The 18,554-nt window shown below is 72.8% G+C and carries 17 protein-coding genes; 5 read left to right on the plus strand and 12 right to left on the minus strand.

From position 1 onward, the window contains the following. Positions 1-4: 4 nt before the first annotated feature. From AB0J57_RS15755 to AB0J57_RS15765, 3 genes are read right to left on the minus strand one after another with little or no spacing between them, the layout of a single operon-like run. Positions 5-778 (minus strand): ABC transporter ATP-binding protein, encoded by a 774-nt coding sequence (locus tag AB0J57_RS15755; RefSeq protein ID WP_366128700.1) that lies wholly within the window; start codon positions 776-778, stop codon positions 5-7. Then, positions 775-1,536: a cobalt ECF transporter T component CbiQ gene (cbiQ, locus tag AB0J57_RS15760; protein ID WP_366128701.1), complete on the minus strand. Its 762-nt coding sequence runs from the start codon at positions 1,534-1,536 to the stop codon at positions 775-777. Before cbiQ ends, AB0J57_RS15755 begins: the two co-directional genes overlap by 4 nt. Position 1,537: 1 nt before the next feature. After that, the gene (locus tag AB0J57_RS15765) at positions 1,538-2,590 is read right to left on the minus strand and encodes an energy-coupling factor ABC transporter permease (protein WP_366128702.1); all 1,053 of its coding nucleotides are present in this window, start codon (positions 2,588-2,590) and stop codon (positions 1,538-1,540) included. 160 nt (positions 2,591-2,750) lie between these two features. Between AB0J57_RS15765 and AB0J57_RS15770 the strand changes: the two genes are divergently transcribed. Continuing rightward, complete coding sequence (locus AB0J57_RS15770) at positions 2,751-3,107, plus strand: SsgA family sporulation/cell division regulator (RefSeq protein ID WP_366128703.1); 357 nt, start codon at positions 2,751-2,753, stop codon at positions 3,105-3,107. A gap of 125 nt (positions 3,108-3,232) precedes the next feature. Here the strand turns inward: AB0J57_RS15770 and AB0J57_RS15775 are convergent, their stop codons facing one another. Together AB0J57_RS15775 and AB0J57_RS15780 are read right to left on the minus strand one after the other, a co-directional pair. Beyond that, on the minus strand, positions 3,233-5,419 hold the full coding sequence (locus tag AB0J57_RS15775) for an MMPL family transporter (RefSeq protein ID WP_366128704.1): 2,187 nt from the start codon (positions 5,417-5,419) through the stop codon (positions 3,233-3,235). A gap of 128 nt (positions 5,420-5,547) precedes the next feature. Beyond that, positions 5,548-6,120: a TetR/AcrR family transcriptional regulator gene (locus AB0J57_RS15780; RefSeq protein WP_366128705.1), complete on the minus strand. Its 573-nt coding sequence runs from the start codon at positions 6,118-6,120 to the stop codon at positions 5,548-5,550. 171 nt (positions 6,121-6,291) lie between these two features. Between AB0J57_RS15780 and AB0J57_RS15785 the strand changes: the two genes are divergently transcribed. Further along, entirely contained in the window at positions 6,292-9,594 is a 3,303-nt protein-coding gene (locus tag AB0J57_RS15785; RefSeq protein WP_366128706.1) for a S41 family peptidase, read from the plus strand. A gap of 356 nt (positions 9,595-9,950) precedes the next feature. Here the strand turns inward: AB0J57_RS15785 and AB0J57_RS15790 are convergent, their stop codons facing one another. The 4 genes from AB0J57_RS15790 to AB0J57_RS15805 all read right to left on the minus strand — a co-directional run bounded on the left by AB0J57_RS15790 (position 9,951) and on the right by AB0J57_RS15805 (position 13,528). After that, entirely contained in the window at positions 9,951-10,145 is a 195-nt protein-coding gene (locus AB0J57_RS15790; protein ID WP_366128707.1) for a hypothetical protein, read from the minus strand. A gap of 97 nt (positions 10,146-10,242) precedes the next feature. Continuing rightward, entirely contained in the window at positions 10,243-11,139 is an 897-nt protein-coding gene (locus AB0J57_RS15795; protein ID WP_366128708.1) for an SDR family oxidoreductase, read from the minus strand. Further along, entirely contained in the window at positions 11,136-12,032 is an 897-nt protein-coding gene (locus AB0J57_RS15800) for an alpha/beta hydrolase (protein ID WP_366128709.1), read from the minus strand. Before AB0J57_RS15800 ends, AB0J57_RS15795 begins: the two co-directional genes overlap by 4 nt. Next, entirely contained in the window at positions 12,029-13,528 is a 1,500-nt protein-coding gene (locus AB0J57_RS15805; protein ID WP_366128710.1) for an NAD(P)/FAD-dependent oxidoreductase, read from the minus strand. Before AB0J57_RS15805 ends, AB0J57_RS15800 begins: the two co-directional genes overlap by 4 nt. A gap of 195 nt (positions 13,529-13,723) precedes the next feature. Between AB0J57_RS15805 and AB0J57_RS15810 the strand changes: the two genes are divergently transcribed. Continuing rightward, entirely contained in the window at positions 13,724-14,350 is a 627-nt protein-coding gene (locus tag AB0J57_RS15810; RefSeq protein ID WP_366129092.1) for a MerR family transcriptional regulator, read from the plus strand. Here the strand turns inward: AB0J57_RS15810 and AB0J57_RS15815 are convergent. From AB0J57_RS15815 to AB0J57_RS15825, 3 genes are all read right to left on the minus strand, one after another. After that, positions 14,340-14,834, minus strand: coding sequence for a hypothetical protein (locus AB0J57_RS15815; protein WP_366128711.1), 495 nt, complete (start codon positions 14,832-14,834; stop codon positions 14,340-14,342). The two genes, AB0J57_RS15810 and AB0J57_RS15815, sit on opposite strands and share 11 nt — an antisense overlap. A 91-nt stretch (positions 14,835-14,925) precedes the next feature. Continuing rightward, positions 14,926-15,945 (minus strand): DUF6528 family protein, encoded by a 1,020-nt coding sequence (locus AB0J57_RS15820; protein ID WP_366128712.1) that lies wholly within the window; start codon positions 15,943-15,945, stop codon positions 14,926-14,928. A 108-nt stretch (positions 15,946-16,053) separates the two neighbouring features. Beyond that, positions 16,054-16,851 (minus strand): exodeoxyribonuclease III, encoded by a 798-nt coding sequence (locus AB0J57_RS15825; RefSeq protein ID WP_366128713.1) that lies wholly within the window; start codon positions 16,849-16,851, stop codon positions 16,054-16,056. 59 nt (positions 16,852-16,910) lie between these two features. On the opposite strand from AB0J57_RS15825, the gene AB0J57_RS15830 reads away from it, so the two are divergent. Together AB0J57_RS15830 and AB0J57_RS15835 are read left to right on the plus strand one after the other, a co-directional pair. Then, on the plus strand, positions 16,911-17,390 hold the full coding sequence (locus AB0J57_RS15830; protein ID WP_366128714.1) for a GNAT family N-acetyltransferase: 480 nt from the start codon (positions 16,911-16,913) through the stop codon (positions 17,388-17,390). Positions 17,391-17,536: 146 nt separating this feature from the next. Beyond that, positions 17,537-18,505: a peptidase gene (locus AB0J57_RS15835; protein WP_366128715.1), complete on the plus strand. Its 969-nt coding sequence runs from the start codon at positions 17,537-17,539 to the stop codon at positions 18,503-18,505. Positions 18,506-18,554: the final 49 nt, after the last annotated feature.

An 18,554-nucleotide genomic window follows, 5' to 3' on the forward strand; every position in this document is an offset into this window, starting at 1 on the left:
CGCGCTAGTAGGGCGCCGGCTTCCGGGTCGGCCTTGCGGTCGGGTCGAAGCCGAAGGGCAGCTCCAGGCGGTGCTTGCGCATCAGGTCCTCGTCGGCGAGCAGATCACCGGTCGGGCCGTCCGCCGCGATCACGCCCTCGCTCAGCACCACCGAGCGCGGGCACAGTTCGAGGGCGTAGGGAAGGTCGTGGGTGACCATCAGGACGGTCACGTCCAACGACCGGAGGATGTCGGCGAGTTCGCGCCTGGAGGCTGGGTCCAGGTTGGACGACGGCTCGTCCAGGACGAGGATCTCGGGCTCCATCGCGAGGACGGTCGCCACCGCGACGCGCCGCCGCTGGCCGAACGACAGGTGGTGCGGGGGCCGGTCGGCGTACTCCGCCATCCCGACCCTGGACAGGGCCTTCACCACGACCGCCTCCAGCTCGGCACCGCGCAGCCCGGCCGCCGCCGGGCCGAAGGCCACGTCCTCGCGGACGGTCGGCATGAAGAGCTGGTCGTCGGGGTCCTGGAAGACGATGCCGACCTTGCGGCGGATCTCCGCGAGGTTGGCCTTCTCGACGGGCAGCCCGGCGACGGTCACCGTCCCCACGCCACCGGCGAGGATTCCGTTGAGGTGGAGCACGAGGGTGGTCTTGCCGGCGCCGTTGGGGCCGAGCAGCGCGACCCGCTCGCCGCGCTCGACGGTCAGGTCGACGCCGAACAGCGCCTGGTGGCCGTCGGGGTAGGCGTACGCGAGGCCCCGGACGTCGAGCGACGGCACGAAACTGAGACTCATGGCGTCCATCCCAGCAGACAGATGACGAGGGCGGTGAGCGGCAGGGCGGCGGCCGACGACCACTGCGCCCGGGAGGCCGTCACCTCGTCGATGACCGGCATCGAACCGGCGTAGCCGCGGCTCACCATCGCCAGGTGGACGCGTTCGCCGCGCTCGTAGGAGCGGATGAAGAGCGCGCCCGCCGACTTCGCGAGCACGCCCCAGTGCCGTACGCCCCTCGCCTCGAAGCCGCGTGAGCGCCGGGCGACGGACATGCGCCGCATCTCGTCGGTGATGACGTCGCCGTACCGGATCATGAACGAGGCGATCTGGACCAGGAGGGGCGGCAGTCTCAGCCGTTGCAGGCCGAGCAGCAGCGCGCGCAGCTCGGTGGTGGCGGCGAGCAGCACGGAGGCGGCGACGCCCAGGGTGCCCTTGGCCAGCACGTTCCAGGCGTCCCACAGGCCCGGTACGGAGACGGAGGCGCCGAGCAGCGTCGTCTGCTCGCCGGGCACGACGAACGGCATGAGGAACGCGAACGCCACGAAGGGCACCTCGATCACCAGGCGCCGCAGTACGAACCCCGGCGGCACCCGGGCGGCCGCCGCGACCGCGCCGAGCAGCACGGCGTACGCGGCGAACGCCCAGACGGCCTCGCGGGGCGTGGAGACGACGACCACGACGAAGCAGAAGACGGCGGCCAGCTTGCAGTGCGGCGGCAGCCGGTGCACGGGCGAGCGCCCGTGCCGGTAGAGCTTGTGGGCGTGGCCTGCGCCCACGTCAGACGGTTTCCCGCTCGGCGGGGGCCGGGGCCCCGGCACGGCGGCGGCGTACCGCCCAGAAGACCCCCGTGCCGACCAGGACGGTCCCGCCGACGCCGATGGTGCCCGCCAGCCCCCCGGACAGGCGGGCGTCTGTGAGGCCGCTGACGCCGTAGTCGGCGAGCGGCGAGTCGGCGGCGGCGTGCTCCTCGGCCTTCTTGTCGATGCCCTGGTCGGCGGCGACCTTCTCCAGGCCGTCGGGGCTGGCGGAGGCGTAGAAGGAGACGAATCCGGCCAGGACGAGGGCGGTGGCCAGGCCGGTGATCCACACCTTCTTGGTGGAGCGGGCGGCCACCGGTTCCACCGGCGCGGGCGCCGGGGTCGCGTCGACCAGCTCGCCGCCCACCCGGAGCTTCAGCGGCGCGGCCAGGCCACGGGCCCCGTACACCAGGTCCGGGCGTACGGCGATGACGGCGCCGACCGTCGCGGTGGTGATCACCGCCTCGCCGATGCCGATCAGGACGTGGACGCCGACCATGGCGGTGAGGACCTTGGAGAGGGGTACGTCGGTGGTGCCGCCGATGGCGTAGATGGCGGTGAACGCGGCGGCCGCGGCCGGTACCGACACCAGCGAGGCGACGAAGGACGCGACGGTCACCGAGCGGCGGCTGCGCGGCAGGACCTTGACCAGGCCGCGGAACAGCCCGTACGCCACGAGGACGGTGACCGCGCCCATGACGGTGATGTTGACGCCGAGCGCGGTGAGGCCGCCGTCCGCGAACAGGACGCCCTGCATCAGCAGGACGACCGAGATGCACAGCACACCCGTATGGGGTCCGACGAGGATCGCGGCCAGCGCCCCGCCGAGCAGGTGCCCGCTGGTCCCGGCCGCGACCGGGAAGTTCAGCATCTGCACGGCGAAGATGAACGCGGCGACGAGACCGGCGAGCGGCGCGGTCCGGTCGTCCAGTTCCCGCCGCGCCCCGCGCAGGCTGACCGCGACGGCGCCGGCGGCGGCGAGACCGGCGGCCGCGGAGACCGGCGCGTTGATGAATCCGTCGGGGACATGCATGCGGGGACCGCTTTCGGACAGGCGGATAAGAACGGGTTCGATGATGGGTCCTCTTGCGAACGACTTGCAAGAGCGTCCACATCACGAAAAGGGGGGCGGGCATACCCCGCGGAATGGTGGGACATTAGAGACAAATGAGGCGAGTGTGAGGAGTCGGCCGATGTACCCCGCTGAGGAAGGTGTCGTAGTCCACACCAAGGCCCTGATCGTGACCGACGGCCCGCTCTCCCGTCCCGTCCCCGTCGCGCTCCGCTACGAACCGGTCGATCCCGAACCCGTCGTACGGCTGTGCTTCCCCGGCGGCACCGACTGGAGCTTCCCGCGCTCCCTGCTGGAAACCGGCCTGCGCGCCCCCGCCCGGGACGGTGACTTCGGCGTCTGGCCGTGCGGCCGCGTCCAGACGATCGTCGAGTTCCACGCCCCCGAGGGGGTGGCCGTGGTGCAGTTCGACTCCTCGGCCCTGCTGCGCTTCCTCCGGCGTACGTACGCCACGACCACGTCGACCGTCACCGGGTGACGGCCGCGCCGGGGGGGACGCGCGGGCGCCCGGGCCGCCGTCCCCACCGCGGTCCCGGGCGCGTGGGCCGTCGCCGGCCCGGCCGGGGCGGCGGCTCCGCTCAAGCGGCCGCCCCGGGGTTCGTGTCAGACGCGTACGAGCTCCCGCTCGCCGCCCTCCGGTGACGCGTCGGCGGCCAGTTCCTTGCGCAGGCCCTCGCCCTCGACGTCCACGTTCGGCAGGGCGCGGTCCAGCCAACGCGGCAGCCACCAGGCCTTGCGGCCCAGCAGCGCGAGCACAGCCGGCACGATCGCCATCCGCACCACGAACGCGTCGAAGAAGACGGCGACCGCGAGGCCGAAGCCGATCATCTTCACCATCTGCTCGCTGGAGCCGATGAAGCCCGCGAAGACCGCGATCATGATCACGGCGGCGGCCGTGACGACCCGCGCCCCGTGCCGGAAGCCGGTCACGATCGCCTCGCCGGGCCGCTCCCCGTGGACGTACGCCTCACGCATCCGGGTGACGAGGAAGACCTCGTAGTCCATGGCCAGGCCGAAGACGACGCCCACCATGAAGATCGGCATCATGCTCATGATCGGGCCGGTCTGCTCGACGCCGAAGAGCGAGCCGAGCCAGCCCCACTGGAAGACGGCCACGACCGCCCCGAGGGCGGCGACCACCGAGAGCAGGAAGCCGAGCGCGGCCTTCAGCGGCACCAGCACCGACCGGAAGACGACCATCAGCAGCAGGAAGGCGAGGCCGACGACGAGTGCCAGGTAGGGCAGCAGCGCGTCGTTCATCTTCTGCGAGAAGTCGATGTTCATCGCGGTCGCGCCGGTGACCAGCACGTCGTCACCTGTGGTGTCCCGGATCGAGTGGACCAGGTTCTCCGTCTCGACGGAGGAGGGGCGGTCCTTCGGTACGACGGTGATGATCGAGGTGTCGCCGGCCTTGTTGGCCGTGGCCGGGGTGACGGCCGCGACCCCGTCGAGGCCCTTGATGCCGGTGACGGTACGGTCCGCCGCGGCCTTGTCGCCGTCGACGACGACCATCAGCGGGCCGTTGGAGCCGGGCCCGAAACCGTCCGAGAGCAGGTCGTAGGCGCGGCGCTGGGTGGTGGAGGTGGGCTGGGCTCCGTCGTCGGGCAGGCCCATCTCCAGCGACGCGGCCGGTACGGCGACGGCGCCGAGGCCGATGACGCCGACGAGCAGCACGGCGACCGGGCGGCGCAGCACGAAGCGCGCCCAGCGGGTGCCCATGTTGGGCTTCTCGTCGCCCGTCGGCACGGACTCGGCCGCCTTGCGGGCCTTGCGGGCCTTGCGGCCGACCACGCGCTTGCCCGCGTAGCCGAGCAGCGCCGGGATGAGGGTGAGGGCGATGAGGACGGCGATCAGGACGGTGCCGGCCGCCGCGAAGCCCATCTTCGTCAGCATCGGGATGTTGACGACGGCGAGGCCGACCAGGGCGATGACCACGGTGAGCCCGGCGAACACGACGGCGGAACCGGCCGTGCCGACGGCCCGTCCGGCCGCCTCCTCCGGCTCGCGGCCCTCGGCCAGCTCGGCGCGGTAGCGGGAGACGATGAACAGCGCGTAGTCGATGCCCACGGCGAGGCCGATCATCATCGCGAGGGTGGAGGTGGTGGAGCCGAGATCGAGGACGGACGCCAGCGCCGTGATCGTCGAGACGCCGATGCCGACGCCGATGATCGCGGTGAGCAGCGGCAGCCCGGCCGCCACCAGGGAGCCGAAGGTGATCACGAGGACGATCCCCGCGACGATCACGCCGATGATCTCGCTCGCCCCGCTCTCCGGGACGGTCTGGAGCGCGTCGCCGCCGATCTCCACGGTGAGCCCGCTCTTGCGCGCCTCCTCGCCGGTCTCCTTCAGCGCCTCGCGCGTCGCGTCGGTCAGCTCCATGCCGCTGACCTTGTAGGACACCTGCACGTAGGCGGTGGTGCCGTCCCGGGAGACCGCCTGGACGGTGTACGGGTCGGTGACGTTCACGACCTGGTCGGAGCCGCTCTTCAGCTCACCGACCGCCTTGCGGACCTCGGCCTTGTGGGCCGGGTCGGTCATCTTCCGGCCTTCGGGGGCCTTGAAGACCACCCGGGCGGTGGCGCCGTCGGCACCGGCGGCCGGGAAGCGCTCTTCGAGCAGGTCGAAGGCCTTCTGGGCCTCCGTACCCGGTATGGAGAAGGAGCTGGAGGTCGCGGCGGGCGCGGAGGCGGCGCCGACGCCGGCGAGCGCCAGCAGCGCGACCCATATGAGGGCCACGAGATGGCGGCGCCGGAAGGCTGACCGGCCGAGTCGGTAGAGGAACGTTGCCACGGGGGCGTCTCCCGGTGATGGATGGGACAACAGGACATGGGGAGCCGGCCCGACAGCGTGAGCGGTACGTGTCAGGTGGTGCGGTGGTGCGTGGGGGGTGGTGCGTGGGGGGTGGTGCGATTCGGGTTTCAGACGCCCAGGGCGGGGAGGACCACGGCGTCGACGTACGCGGTGAGGAACGCCTGGTCGACCGGCCGGTCCTCGACGAGGGGGCGGGCGACGAAGGCGCCGATGAGCATGTGCGGAACGAGTCCCAGCGCCGGGTTGTCCACGGCGACCTCGCCGCGCCGCACAGCGCGGCCCAGCACCTCGCCGAGCCCGGTCATCTCGGGTTCGATGAGCAGGTCGCGCAGCGCCTGGAGCAGGTCGGGGTTGTCGTGGACGGCATGGGCGAGGCCCCGCATCAGCGCGGAGTCCTTCTCCATCTGGCAGTCGTCGGAACGCGCGAGCATCTCGTGGAAGTCGCCGCGCAGCGAGCCGGTGTCGATCTCGGCGATGTTCACCGGCTTGTTGTGCCGCAGGGCGTGGGCGACCAACTCGGGCTTGCTCCCCCACTGGCGGTAGAGGGTGGCCTTGCTGGAGTGGGTGCGGGCGGCGACGGCGTCCATGGTGAGGGCGTCGTAACCGACCTCGCGGAGCAGGTCGAGCACGGCTTCGTACAGCTCGGCCTCGCGTTCCGGGGTGAGCCTGCCGCGTGCCATGCCTCTCCTACTCCCATCGACTGTCGATATCGACTGTCGACCATCGAGACGAAACGGTTTCGTACGCATACGAGAGTACGGCAGGCGCACAGCGAAACGAAACCGTTTCGTACGTGGGCTGGATCACGTGATCGGGTTGCCGGGCCCCCCGAGCGCGGAAAGCATGGCTGTGTGAGCAGCGACGGCGCATACCTCCGCTATCCCCATCTCCACGACGACCTGCTGTGCTTCGTGGCCGAGGACGACCTGTGGGTCGCGCCCCTGGTCGCGGACGGCGAACCGCCCGGCCGGGCCTGGCGGGTGACGGTCGACCGGACGCGGGTCGGGCACCCGCGCTTCTCGCCGGACGGGCGGCACATCGCGTACACGAACTGGCGCAGCCTGGACCCGGAGATCCACCTCGCACCGGTCGACGGCGGGCCCGCGCGCCGGCTGACGTACTGGGGGTCGGTCGACACGCGCGTGTGCGGGTGGACGCCCGACGGGGAGATCCTGGCCGTCGCCTCGCACGGCCAGCCGTTCTCGCACTTCTCCTGGGCCTACAAGGTCCCGGTCGACGGCTCGCCCGGCGGCCGGCTGCCGTGGGGGCCGGTCGCCGACATCGCGGTCGCGGACATCGAGGGGCGCCACCTCACCCTGCTGCTGACCGGCAAGCCGCCGCACGAGCCGGCCGCCTGGAAGCGGTACCGGGGCGGGGCGACCGGGCGGCTGTGGCTGCACGGGGAGCGGCTGCTGCCGGACCTGGAGGGCCACCTGGACTGCGCGATGTTCGTGGACGGCAGGATCGCGTTCCTCTCCGACCACGAGGGCGTCGGCAACCTGTACTCCTGCCTCCCGGACGGCACCGACCTCCGGCGCCACACCGACCACGACGCCTTCTACGCCCGGCACGCCTCCTCCGACGGGCGCCGCGTGGTCTACCAGTGCGCGGGCGACCTGTGGATCGTGGACGCCCTGACCCCCGACTCCGAGCCGCGCAGGCTGGCGGTGCGGCTCGGCGGGCCGCGCGCCGGGCGGCGCACCTACCAGGTGCCCGCGGCGAACAACGTGGACGCCGTGTCGGTGGACGAGACCGGCCGGGCCAGCGCCGTCTCCGTACGCGGCAGCCTGTACTGGCTCACCCACCGGGACGGCCCCGCCCGGACGATCGCCGACACCCCGGGCGTACGGGTGCGGCTGCCGGTGATGCTCGGAAGCAGCGGGCGGATCGCGTACGTCACCGACGCCGAGGGCGAGGAGGCCATCGAGGTGGCCCACCTGCCGCGGGCCAGCGGCGACCGGGAGCCGAGGCGGCTCGCGGCGGGCGAGCTGGGGCACGTGACGGAGATGGTGGCCGACCCGGACGGCGAACGGCTGGCGATCTCGTCGAACGACGGGCGCCTGCTGCTGCTGGACGTCTCGGCGGAGTCCGAGGAGGCGGGCGGCGAGCCGGGCAGCGAACCGGACGGCGGACTGACCGAGCTGACCCGCTCGATCAACGGGCCCGTCCGGGACATGGCGTTCTCCCCCGACGGCGCCTGGCTGACCTGGTCCCACCCGGGGATCGGCCGGTCGCTGCGCCAGATCAAGATCGCCCGGATCGCGGACCGGACGATCGTGGACGTCACCAACGGCCGCTTCGAGGACGAGAGCCCCGTCTTCACGCGGGACGGCCGCTACCTCGCCTTCCTGTCCTGGCGGGGCTTCGACCCGGTGTACGACGTGCACACCGGGGACCTGTCCTTCCCGCTCGGCTGCCGCCCCTACCTGGTGCCGCTGGCCTCCACCACGCCCTCCCCGTTCGCCCTGTCGCCGGAGGGGCGGCCCGCGGCGGGCGGGCTCGACCTCGCGGAGGAGGCGACGGAGGGCGACGGGACGGTGGTCGTCGAGTTCGAGGGCGTGGAGAACCGGGTGACGCCCTTCCCCGTCGCGGCCTCCAAGTACTCCTCCCTGCACCCGGTGAGCGGCGGCGGCCTGGTGTGGCTGCGGTGGCCCATCTCGGGCGCGCTGGGCGAGACGTTCGTCAACCCGGCCGACACCTCCGGGCGGCCCACCCTCGAACACTTCAACCTCGCGAAGGCCCGTAAGACCGAGCTGGTCGACCACCTGGACTGGTACGCGGTCAGCGGCGACGGCAGTCGGCTCGTCGTGGTCGACGAGGGCGACCTGCGGGCCGTCCCGGCGAACGAGCCCGGCGACAGTGACTCCACCGTGTACGTCGACTCGCGCCGGATCCTGCACGAGGTGGACCCCGGCGCGGAGTGGCGCCAGGCGTACGACGAGGCCGGACGGATCATCCGGGCGTACTTCTGGGACCCGGGCATGAGCGGCATCGACTGGGACTCCGTTCTCGACCAGTACCGCCCGCTGGTCGAACGGGTCGCCTCGCCCGACGAGTTCGCCGACCTGCTGCGGGAGGTGCTGGGCGAGCTGGGCACGTCGCACGCGTACGTCACGCCCGCGCGCCGCAACGAGGGCCCGCCGCACTACCAGCGCGCCCAGGGACTGCTGGGCGCGAACTTCGTCCCCCGGGACGGCCACTGGGCGGTGAAGCGGATCCTGCCGGGCGAGTCGTCCGACTCCAAGGCGCGCTCACCGCTGGCCGGTACGGGCATCCGCGAGGGGGCGGTCCTCACCCACGTGGACGGCCGCCCGGTGGACCCGGTGGCGGGGCCGTACCCGCTGCTGGCCGGGGCGGGCGGTACGACGGTGGAGCTGACGTTCCGCCCCGACGGGGGTTCCGACGGGGGCGAGGGCCCCGCGCGGCGCGTGGCCGTCGTCCCGCTGGTCGACGAGCGGCCGCTGCGGTACCAGGACTGGGTCGCCAAGCGCCGCGAGGTCGTGCGGGAGCTGAGCGGCGGCATGTGCGGGTACCTGCACATCCCGGACATGGGCGGCTCGGGCTGGGCGCAGTTCAACCGGGACCTGCGGATGGAGATGGCCCGGCCCGCCCTGATCGTGGACGTCCGGGGCAACGCGGGCGGGCACATCAGCGAGCTCGTCGTCGAGAAGCTCACCCGCAAGATCCTGGGCTGGGACCTCACGCGCAACGCCCAGCCCGTCTCGTACGCCTCCAACGCCCCGCGCGGCCCGGTCGTCGCCCTCGCCGACGAGGCCACCGCGTCGGACGGCGACATGATCACGGCCGCCTTCAAGCTGCTGGGCCTCGGCCCCGTCGTCGGCCAGCGCACCTGGGGCGGCGTCGTCGGCATGACGGGCCGCCACCGGCTGGGCGACGGCACGGTGATCACGGTGCCGATGAACGCGGCGTGGTTCGACGAGTACGGCTGGTCCGTCGAGAACCACGGGGTAGCCCCCGACATCGAGATCCTCCGCACCCCGCTGGACTGGGCGGAGGGCCGCCACCGGCAACTCGCGGACGCGGTGGAGGTCGCGCTGGACCTCCTCTCCACCCACCCCGCCGCCCGCCCGCCCGACTACTCCCAGGTCCCATCCCTCACCCGCCCCAAACTCCCCCCGAGGCCCAATTCCTGACCCACGCCGGCCGGGACACGGGCAGGCGCGGCCCGGTGCGGTCGTTACAGGCGGGCGCCGGGGCCGAGCCCCCCGGCCGCGCGAACCTCCACGCACTGGGGGCCAAGGGGCGCCCCCACAGCACGTAACCTGCACGCGCCGGGGCTGCGGGCGCAGCCCCGGCGGCGCGAAGCTGCCGCGCCCGGGGGGTGTGGGGGCGCCGGCCCCCCACCCGCAACTACCCCGTCAGGGCCCGGGGGCGGAGCCCCCGGTTTCGGGAAGGGGCACCCGCGCCCAGGGCGCGGCGCGCAGCCCCGCACGAAAACGCAAGGGCGCACCCGGCGTCCCGGGTGCGCCCTGCCTACCGCCGCGCGGCGTCAGACGTCGTAGCGCTCGTCGGGGCGGCCGCGCATCTGCTCGTCCTGCAGGCCCTGCCGCCGCTCGTCACGCGACTGGCGGCCCTTCGGCTGGCCCTTCCGCTCCTGCGCCTCGCGCTTCGCGTCCTGGGCCCGGCGCTTGGCCTGGTCCTTCATCTCCTGCGCCTTGTCGTTGAACTGGTCTGCGATACCCATCGAGGTTTCTCCTGAAAGGGTGTGGGGGACTCCGAGGACCGTCATCGGCCCCCGGCCTCGACCAGCCTGGCACGCCCCGACATACCGCGCATTTCGATCAAGTAGTCACCGGGCGGTCACGCTCCGTACGCGCCTGCTCGTCCGCCGCGCCACCCGCGCCGACCAGGCCCTTGCGCACGCCCGACAGCCGGGGCTCGAAGCGCCGCATCTCGCGCTGTCCGACCGTCGCGATGAGCCCCGGCAGGTAGCCGCGCACGGACTGCATGCCGCGCAGCCACCACTGGGCGTACACGTGCGCCGAGCGCCGCTCGATCCCGGCGACGATCCGGTCGACCGCCGGGCCGAGCGGGTACGTACGGTTCGACGGCCACGGCAGCCGCTGTCGCAACTCCCGCATCACGTCGTCCTCGTCGGCGCCGCGCACCATGTCGGTGTCGGTCCACGACAGGTAGCCGACGCCGACCCGTACGCCCTTGTGGGCGACCTCCGCGCGCAGGCTGTGCGCGAAGGCCTCCACGCCCGACTTGGACGCGCAGTACGCGGTCATCATCGGCGCCGGTGTGATCGCCGCGAGGGAGGCGATCTGGAGGAAGTAGCCCCGGCTCTCCATGAGCACCGGCAGGAACGCCCGGCCCGTCACCGCGCCGCCGATCAGGTTCACCTCGATGACCCGCCGCCACGCGTCGGGGTCGGAGTCCACGAACGGACCCCCCGCCGCGACGCCCGCGTTGGCGACGACGATGTCGACCTTGCCGAAGCGCTCCTTCACCTCACCCGCGACCTGGGCCATGGCCTCGTGGTCGGTGACGTCGACGTGCCACCAGTCGCTCTCGGTGTGCAGCCGGCCGGACACCTCCTTGAGCAGCTCCGGCTCCAGGCCCAGCAGCGCGACCTTCGCGCCCCGCGCGGACAGCTTGCGCGCCAGCAGTTCGCCGACGCCCCGCGCGCCGCCCGTGACGACCGCGACCTGTCCCTCCAGGCTCACCCTGCTCATGCGACTTCCTCCTGTTCGGTACGGACGTACGTCGTCACCAGGGCGCGTATCCGGGCGGTCACGGCCTCCGGCGCCTCGACCGGCGTCATGTGCCCGACGCCCGCCAGTTCCTCCAGGCCCACACAGTCGGGCAGGGCGGCGGCCAGCGCCCGGGCGTGTACGGGCGGCGTGAGCCGGTCGGCCGTGCCGGCCAGCACCGCCGTCGGCACCGTCAACTCCCGTACGCCCGCCTCCAGGTCCAGCTCCGCGAGCACGTGCGACCACGCCACCCGCACCCGGCGCGGGCAGGCGTGCACGATCCGGGCGCACTCCGCGACCCGTTCGGGCGCCGAACCGGGGCCCATCGTGGCGTACTTGAGGATGGCCTTCGACACGGGGGTGACCGGCCCGAGGGGCGCCCGGGCGCCCAGGACGGCACGCGTCAGCCGGGTCCGCAGCCGCCCGGCCCGCATCGGCAGCACCAGCGACTCGGCGACCAGCCGCGAGGGGCCCGTGCTGCACAGCAGGACCGCCGCAGCGTGCTCACGCAGCCCCGGCCGCCCGGCCGCCGCCATGAGCGTCATACCGCCCATGGAGTGCCCGGCGAGCACGGCCTTCTCGCCCGGTCCCAGCGTGGCGGCGAGCACGGCCTCCAGGTCGTCGGCGAGCGCGTCGGTCGTGTATCCGGACGGCCCCACGGCGGGCGTACGCCCGTGACCGCGCTGGTCGTAGACGATCACCCGGTGGTCGGCGGACAGGTCCCGCACCTGGGCGGCCCAGAACTCGGTCGAGCAGGTCCAGCCGTGGGCCAGGACCACCGCCGGGGCGCCCTCGGGCCCGTACACCTCGACGTGCAGCGACGATCCGTCGGCGGAGACGGTGGAGACGGCGGAGACGCGGGAGACGGCCTTCATCGGACGGCCTCCGCCTTGCGTGCCCGCACGACCTCGTACTCCGACAGGTCCACCGTCCGCGTCGCGCGCCGGAATTCGGACGTCGTGCCGGGCCAGAGCGTGGTGTTGCGCCCGTTGGCGTCCAGGTACCAGCTATCGCAGCCGCCGGCCTTCCACACGGTCCGCTCCATCCGGGCCTGTACGCGCCGGTTCCACGCGGCCACCGCCGACGGCCGGGCGGCGAGCGCGGCACGCTCGCCGAGCAGGTTCAACTGCCGCAGGTAGTCGGCCATGTAGTTGAGCTGGGACTCGATCATGAGGATCATGGAGGAGTTCCCCAGGCCGGTGTTCGGCCCGATGATGGTCATCCAGTTGGGGAAGCCCGCGGCGGTCGCGCCGCGCAGCGACTCCATGCCGTCCTTCCACGCCTCGGCGAGCGTGATCCCGTCGGCGCCCACCACCCGGTCGGCGATCGGCATGTCGGTGACGTGGAAGCCGGTTCCGAAGATGATCGCGTCGACCTCGGCCTCGGTCCCGTCGGCGGCGACGGCGGCCCGGCCGCGTACCTCCACCAGCCCGGAGGCGACGACGTCCACGTTGGGCCGCGCGATGGCCGGGTAGTACTCGCTGGACAGCAGGATGCGCTTGCAGCCGATGCGGTACGAGGGGGTCAGCTTGGCCCGCAGCGCGGGGTCCTTGATGGCCCTGGCCATGTTGGCCTTGGCGATCGACTCGACCAGCCGCAGCTCGTTCGGCCGCTTGGTGAACGCGCTGACCTGCAACTCCCGGATGCCCCAGAGCAGTCCGCGCCGCGCGGTCCCGGTGAACGGCAGTTGCCGGTGCAGCCAGCGCTCGACGCCGCTGATGGCACGGTCCATGCGGGGCATGACCCACGGCGGGGTGCGCTGGAACAGCGTCACCTTCCCGGCCTCCGGCTGGATCGCCGGCACGATCTGGATGGCGGATGCGCCGGTGCCGATCATCGCGACGCGCTTGCCGGCCAGGTCGTAGTCGTGGTCCCAGCGGGCGGAGTGGAAGACCTTGCCGCCGGCCTCCTCGAAGGCGGCGAGCCCCGGGATGTCCGGGATCTTGGGGTCGGACAGCGGGCCGGTCGCGGAGACGACGACGTCGGCGGTGAGCGTGCCCCGCGAGGTCTCGATCTCCCAGCGCAGCTCGTCGTTGTCCCAGCGCATCATCAGCACCTCGTGGCCCAGGCGGAGGTGCGGGCGCAGCCGGAAGGTGTCGGTGACGTGCTCCAGGTAGGCGCGGATGTGGCGCTGCCCGGAGAAGGTGCGCGGCCAGTCGGGGTTGGGCGCGAACGAGAACGAGTAGAGGTGGGACGGTACGTCGCAGGCGCAGCCGGGGTAGCTGTTGTCGCGCCAGGTGCCGCCGACGGAGTCGGCCCGCTCCAGGACGACGAAGTCGGTGATCCCCTCGCGGCGCAGCCGGACGGCGGCGCCGAGGCCGCCGAATCCGGATCCGATCACCGCCACTCGTACGTGCTCGTGCTGGCTCATGCCGCCTCCGCATCGGAAATCCGAAATCCGCAATACTCTGCCAGCAATCACTGGCACGGTTGTTGGGAGAGTAGAGCAGGTCCTTACCGAGCGGTAGGGGTCGAACCAAGGAAGTTACCGGCGGTACGACATAGGGTTGCGGACGTGACGAACCAGCGGACGAACGGGCAGCCGGCCCCCACGCGTGAGTACCGCATGGAGGAGCTGGCCGAGGCGGCCGGCATCACGGCACGCACCCTGCGCTTCTACCGCGAGCGCGGCCTGATCCCGCCGCCCCGCCGCGAGGGCCGCATCGCCTGGTACGGGCCCCACCACCTGGCCCGGCTGAGGACGATCGCCGCCCTGCTGGAGCGCGGCCACACCCTCAACGGCATCGCCGACCTGGCCGCCGCCTTCGAGAGCGGCCGCGACGTCGGCGAGGTGCTCGGGCTGGGCGAGCCGACCGAGGAGGAGCCGGTCCGGCTCACGCCCGAGGAGTTGGCCGACCACTTCGGCGACCAGGTCACGCCCGAGAACCTCGCCGCCGCCCTGGAGTTGGGCTACCTGGCCACGGACGGCCAGGAGATCGTCCACGTCAGCCGCCGCCTGCTGGACGTCTCGGCCGCGCTGGTCAAGGAGGGCATCCCGCTCGCGGCGGTCCTCGCGGCGGCCGGCCGGGTCCGGGAGCACGCGGACGCCCTGGCCCGCCTCTTCACCGACCTGCTGCACGAACACACGGGCGGCGAGGCCGATCTCGTACGGCTGCGGCCGCTGGCCAAGAGCGTGGTGGAGGCGGAGGTCTCGATGGCCCTCGACCGCCGCCTGCGCACCCTCACGCCGTAGCGCGCCGCCGCCGGTACGCGACGGTCACCGCCACCAGCAGCGGCGGCCAGGCGAGCAGCGGCACGTAACAGACCACCAGGAGCAGGTCCTGGGCCGGCGTTCCGATGCTGCCCTCCCCCAGCCCCGCGTACTGGGCGTAGAAGGACCACGCGCACAGCGCCGCCAGCCCCGCCGCGCCGGTCAGCGCCGGCACGACCGCGGCGCGCGGCGGCACCCGCCGGCCGCCCAGCAGCGGAACCCACCGGGGCACGGCCTCGCCCCACGCCCGCACCAGCCCGAGCGTCAGCAGCGCCAGCGCCTCCGCCACCACGCTGAGCCCGACGACGTACACGGCCTCCCACCCGACGGGCCGGTAGTCGGCCAGCGGCAGTCCGAGCGCCACGCCGATCCGCCACAGGCCCGACGGCAGGGTGATCAACGGCACGGCGTGGGCGGCCAGTACGGCCCAACGGGGTACGTCCGGAAGAGCGTTCATCCTCAGCATGCGGCCATGCTTCCGCGCGCCCGGCCCGGCCCGCGTCGCCGTACGGTCGCATCCGCCTCCGCCGGGCGGCGGAGCGGGGTCTACGACCAGGTCACGGCAGCCACCACCGCGCCTTGTAGATCCCGCCGTCCACCAGCCGGTACGCCCGGGCCGGCCGGTGCACCGCGACCGTGCGCGTCCACCACGCCTCCCCCAGCCCCCGCTCCGGCACGGTCGAGACCACCTGGCCGGTCGCCGGGTCGTCCCCCACCGCCTTGACCCGCGCCCGGCCGATCCCCGCCGCGTCCGGGAAGTCCCGCAGGAACGCCCCGGTGCTCTTCACGTACTGGTACACGGCCGAGCCGCTGCTCACCCACAGCCGGTCCGGGTCGCCCGCCACCTGCCCCAGGTCGTGCCCGTGCGGGCTCGGCAGCCGCGCCTCGAAGACCGCGTCGAGCGTCGGCTCCGCCGCCGTTCCGCCCGCTTTCAGCGCCACCAGCCGGTCGCCGCCCAGCGCCCACAGCACGCGCCGCCCGGCGTCCCACTGGAGCCCGTGCGCGTCCTTCAGCGGATACGTCACGTGCGGCACGTCCGCCCGGCCGCGCGGGGCCGCGTACAGCCGCACGAGGCCGCCGGTGCTGCCCGCGACGGCGACCTCGCCGTCCGGCAGCAGCTCGATGCTGTGCGGGTTGTCCCGGATGGTGCCCGGCGAGAGCGCGCCGCCCCAGTACCGCCCGCCCGACGGGTACTCCACCACCGCGGCGAAGCCGTACGAGGCCACGGTCAGCACGTACGTCCGGCCGCGCCAGGTCCGCACCTTGGCCTCGCTGGGGTGCACCCAGCTCACGTCCGGGTCCAGGTCCGCGTACCGGGCGTCCCCGACCGGCGAGAACGCCCACTTCACGGCGTCCGGATCAGCACCCGGGTCCCACTCGCGCCGCCCTCCGTCGAGGAGCAGGACGCGCTTGGAGGCCTGATCGGTGACGAGGACGTCGGGCGTCCCGGCGGGGATCTCGGAAGCGGGAACCGGGACGGTGGCCGACGTCGGTACGGTGGCGGCGATCAGCACGCCGCACGTGACCGCCGCGACCAGGGCGGACCTCAGCGGCGTACGTACGGCGGTGATGCGCACACCGCCTTACCCTGCCAGAAGCATTCCCCCGGACCCGGCCTCGCCACACAAGCGGTGACATACCCTCACTTCCGGATCACGTCATCCCGCTTGCCCTGCGGACCTGCCCTACAGGTCGTAGGCCGCCGTCACCGGGGCGTGGTCGCTCCACCGCTCGCCGTGCGTCGCCGCGCGCTCCACCCAGGCCTTGACCGCGCGGGCCGCGAGGCCGGGCGTGGCCACCTGGAGGTCGATGCGCCAGCCCGCGTCGTTGTCGAAGGCGCGGCCGCGGTAGGACCACCACGAGTACGGCCCCTCCTGACCGGGGTGCAGGGCGCGGACGACGTCCACGTACGACGCCTCGTCGAAGACGCGGGTCAGCCACTCCCGCTCCTCGGGGAGGAAGCCGGAGTTCTTCCGGTTGGCCTTCCAGTTCCTCAGGTCGGCCTCCTGGTGGGCGATGTTCCAGTCGCCGCAGACGACCACCTCGCGGCCGTCGGCGGCCGCGCGCTCCCTCAGCTCCTTGACGTACGGCAGGAACTCGCCCATGAAGCGGATCTTCTCGTCCTGCCGCTCCGTGCCGACCTCACCCGAGGGCAGGTAGAGGCTGGCGACCGTGACGCCCGGCAGATCGGCCTCGGCGTACCGCCCGCTGCCGTCGAACTCGCTCGACCCGAATCCGATCCGCACGGCGTCGGGCTCACGCCGCGTGTAGAGGGCGACACCCGCGCGGCCCTTGGCGGCGGCCGGGGCGTGGACGGTGTACCAGCCCTCGGGCGCGCGGACCGCCTCGGGGAGCTGCGCCTCCTCGGCCCGCACCTCCTGGAGGCACACGACATCGGCCTCGGTGGCGGCCAGCCACTCCACGAACCCCTTCTTGGCGGCGGCGCGGAGACCGTTCACGTTCACGGACGTCACAATGAGCATCCGGGCACACTACCGAGAAGCCCTCGAAGATCGCCTCGCATGAATGTACGATGCTCTGCATGATTATACGTCCTCGGCCGTTCGACCACCCCGACGCCCGCAAACTCAACGACATGGTCCAGCTCGAGTACGCCGAGCGGTACGACGACGAGGGCGACCTCACACCGCTGGACCCGACGATGTTCCGCCCGCCGCGCGGCCTGTACCTCATCGCCTACGACGCGGACGACCGCCCCGTCGCCACGGGCGGCTGGCGCACGCAGGACGAGAACGAGGAGGGGTACGCCGACGGGGACGCCGAGCTCAAGCGCATGTACGTGATTCCCGAGGCCCGGGGCCTGGGCCTGGCCCGCCGCATCCTCGCCGCCCTGGAGGACGACGCCCGGACCGCCGGCCGCACCCGGATGGTGCTGGAGACCGGCGACGCGCAGCCGGAGGCCATCGCGCTCTACACGTCCAGCGGGTACGAGCCGTGCGCCAAGTTCGGCTACTACCGCGAGTACGAGAGCAGCCGCTGTTTCGCGAAACCGCTGAAGTGACGCCGAAATCAGTCATGACGCGCCCCTGACAAACACCAGCCGTCCGTGGCACCCTGCCTCACGCACGTCGATCCGCACCGCTCTTCGTTCCCCCACCCTGCCCGGCCGCGCCGACCGCGCCCCGGGCACGGCAGAAGGAGACATGCGTGAGAGGCCAACGCACCGCCATGGGCGTCCTGCTGACCGTCGGAGCCCTGATCACCGGCGCCCTGTCGACCACCACCGCCACCGCGGCCCCGTCGTCCCCCGCCCCCGCTCCCGCCCCCGCCGCACGGGGCGTCCCGGCCGCCGAACAGCAGACGGCCCGGACCTTCTGGACCGCCGAGCGGATGCGCGGCGCCACCCCGCTCGACCTGCTGCTCACCCCGCAGGCGCTGAAGAAGCTCAAGACCCCGAAGCCGGGCGGCGAGACGACGACCGTCGCCCCCACCGCCTTCCCCCAGGCGGGCGGGCCCTGGACCGGCGGCGGGGCGGTCGTGAAGACGTCCGGCAGGGTGTTCTTCACCTTCCAGGGCCGTACCGCCTCCTGCTCCGGCAACGCCGTGACCAGCCAGAACGCCAGCACGGTCATCACCGCCGGGCACTGCGTGAAGTACCAGGGGAGCTGGCACACCAACTGGGTCTTCGTCCCCGCGTACAACAACGGCCAGGCGCCCCACGGCCAGTGGACCGCCACCAAGACGCTGACCACCCCGCAGTGGGAGGCGAGCGAGGACATCAACCACGACGTCGGCGCGGCCGTCGTCGCCCCCCTGAACGGCCGGAAGCTCACGTCCGTCACCGGCGCCCAGGGCATCCAGTTCAACGGCGGCTACAACAAGCAGATGTACGCCTTCGGCTTCCCGGCCGCGTCCCCCTACGACGGCTCCAAGCTGATCTACTGCAGCGGGAACTCCTCCAAGGACTTCCTCTTCTCCCAGGACCACAGCCTGGGCTGCAACATGACCGGCGGCTCCAGCGGCGGCCCCTGGTTCACCGGCTTCAGCGAGGCGACCGGCACGGGCCTCCAGGTCTCGGTGAACAGCTTCGGGTACACCTTCCTGCCGAACCGGATGTTCGGGCCGTACTTCGGCAACGAGGCCAAGGCCCTGTACGACAAGGCCCAGGTCTCCTGACCGGCTGACTCCGGCGGTGCCCGGCGGGCGGGGCCCGCCCGCCGGGCGG

It is taken from the genome of Streptomyces sp. NPDC049837 (assembly GCF_040674455.1).
Lineage (GTDB): Bacteria > Actinomycetota > Actinomycetes > Streptomycetales > Streptomycetaceae > Streptomyces.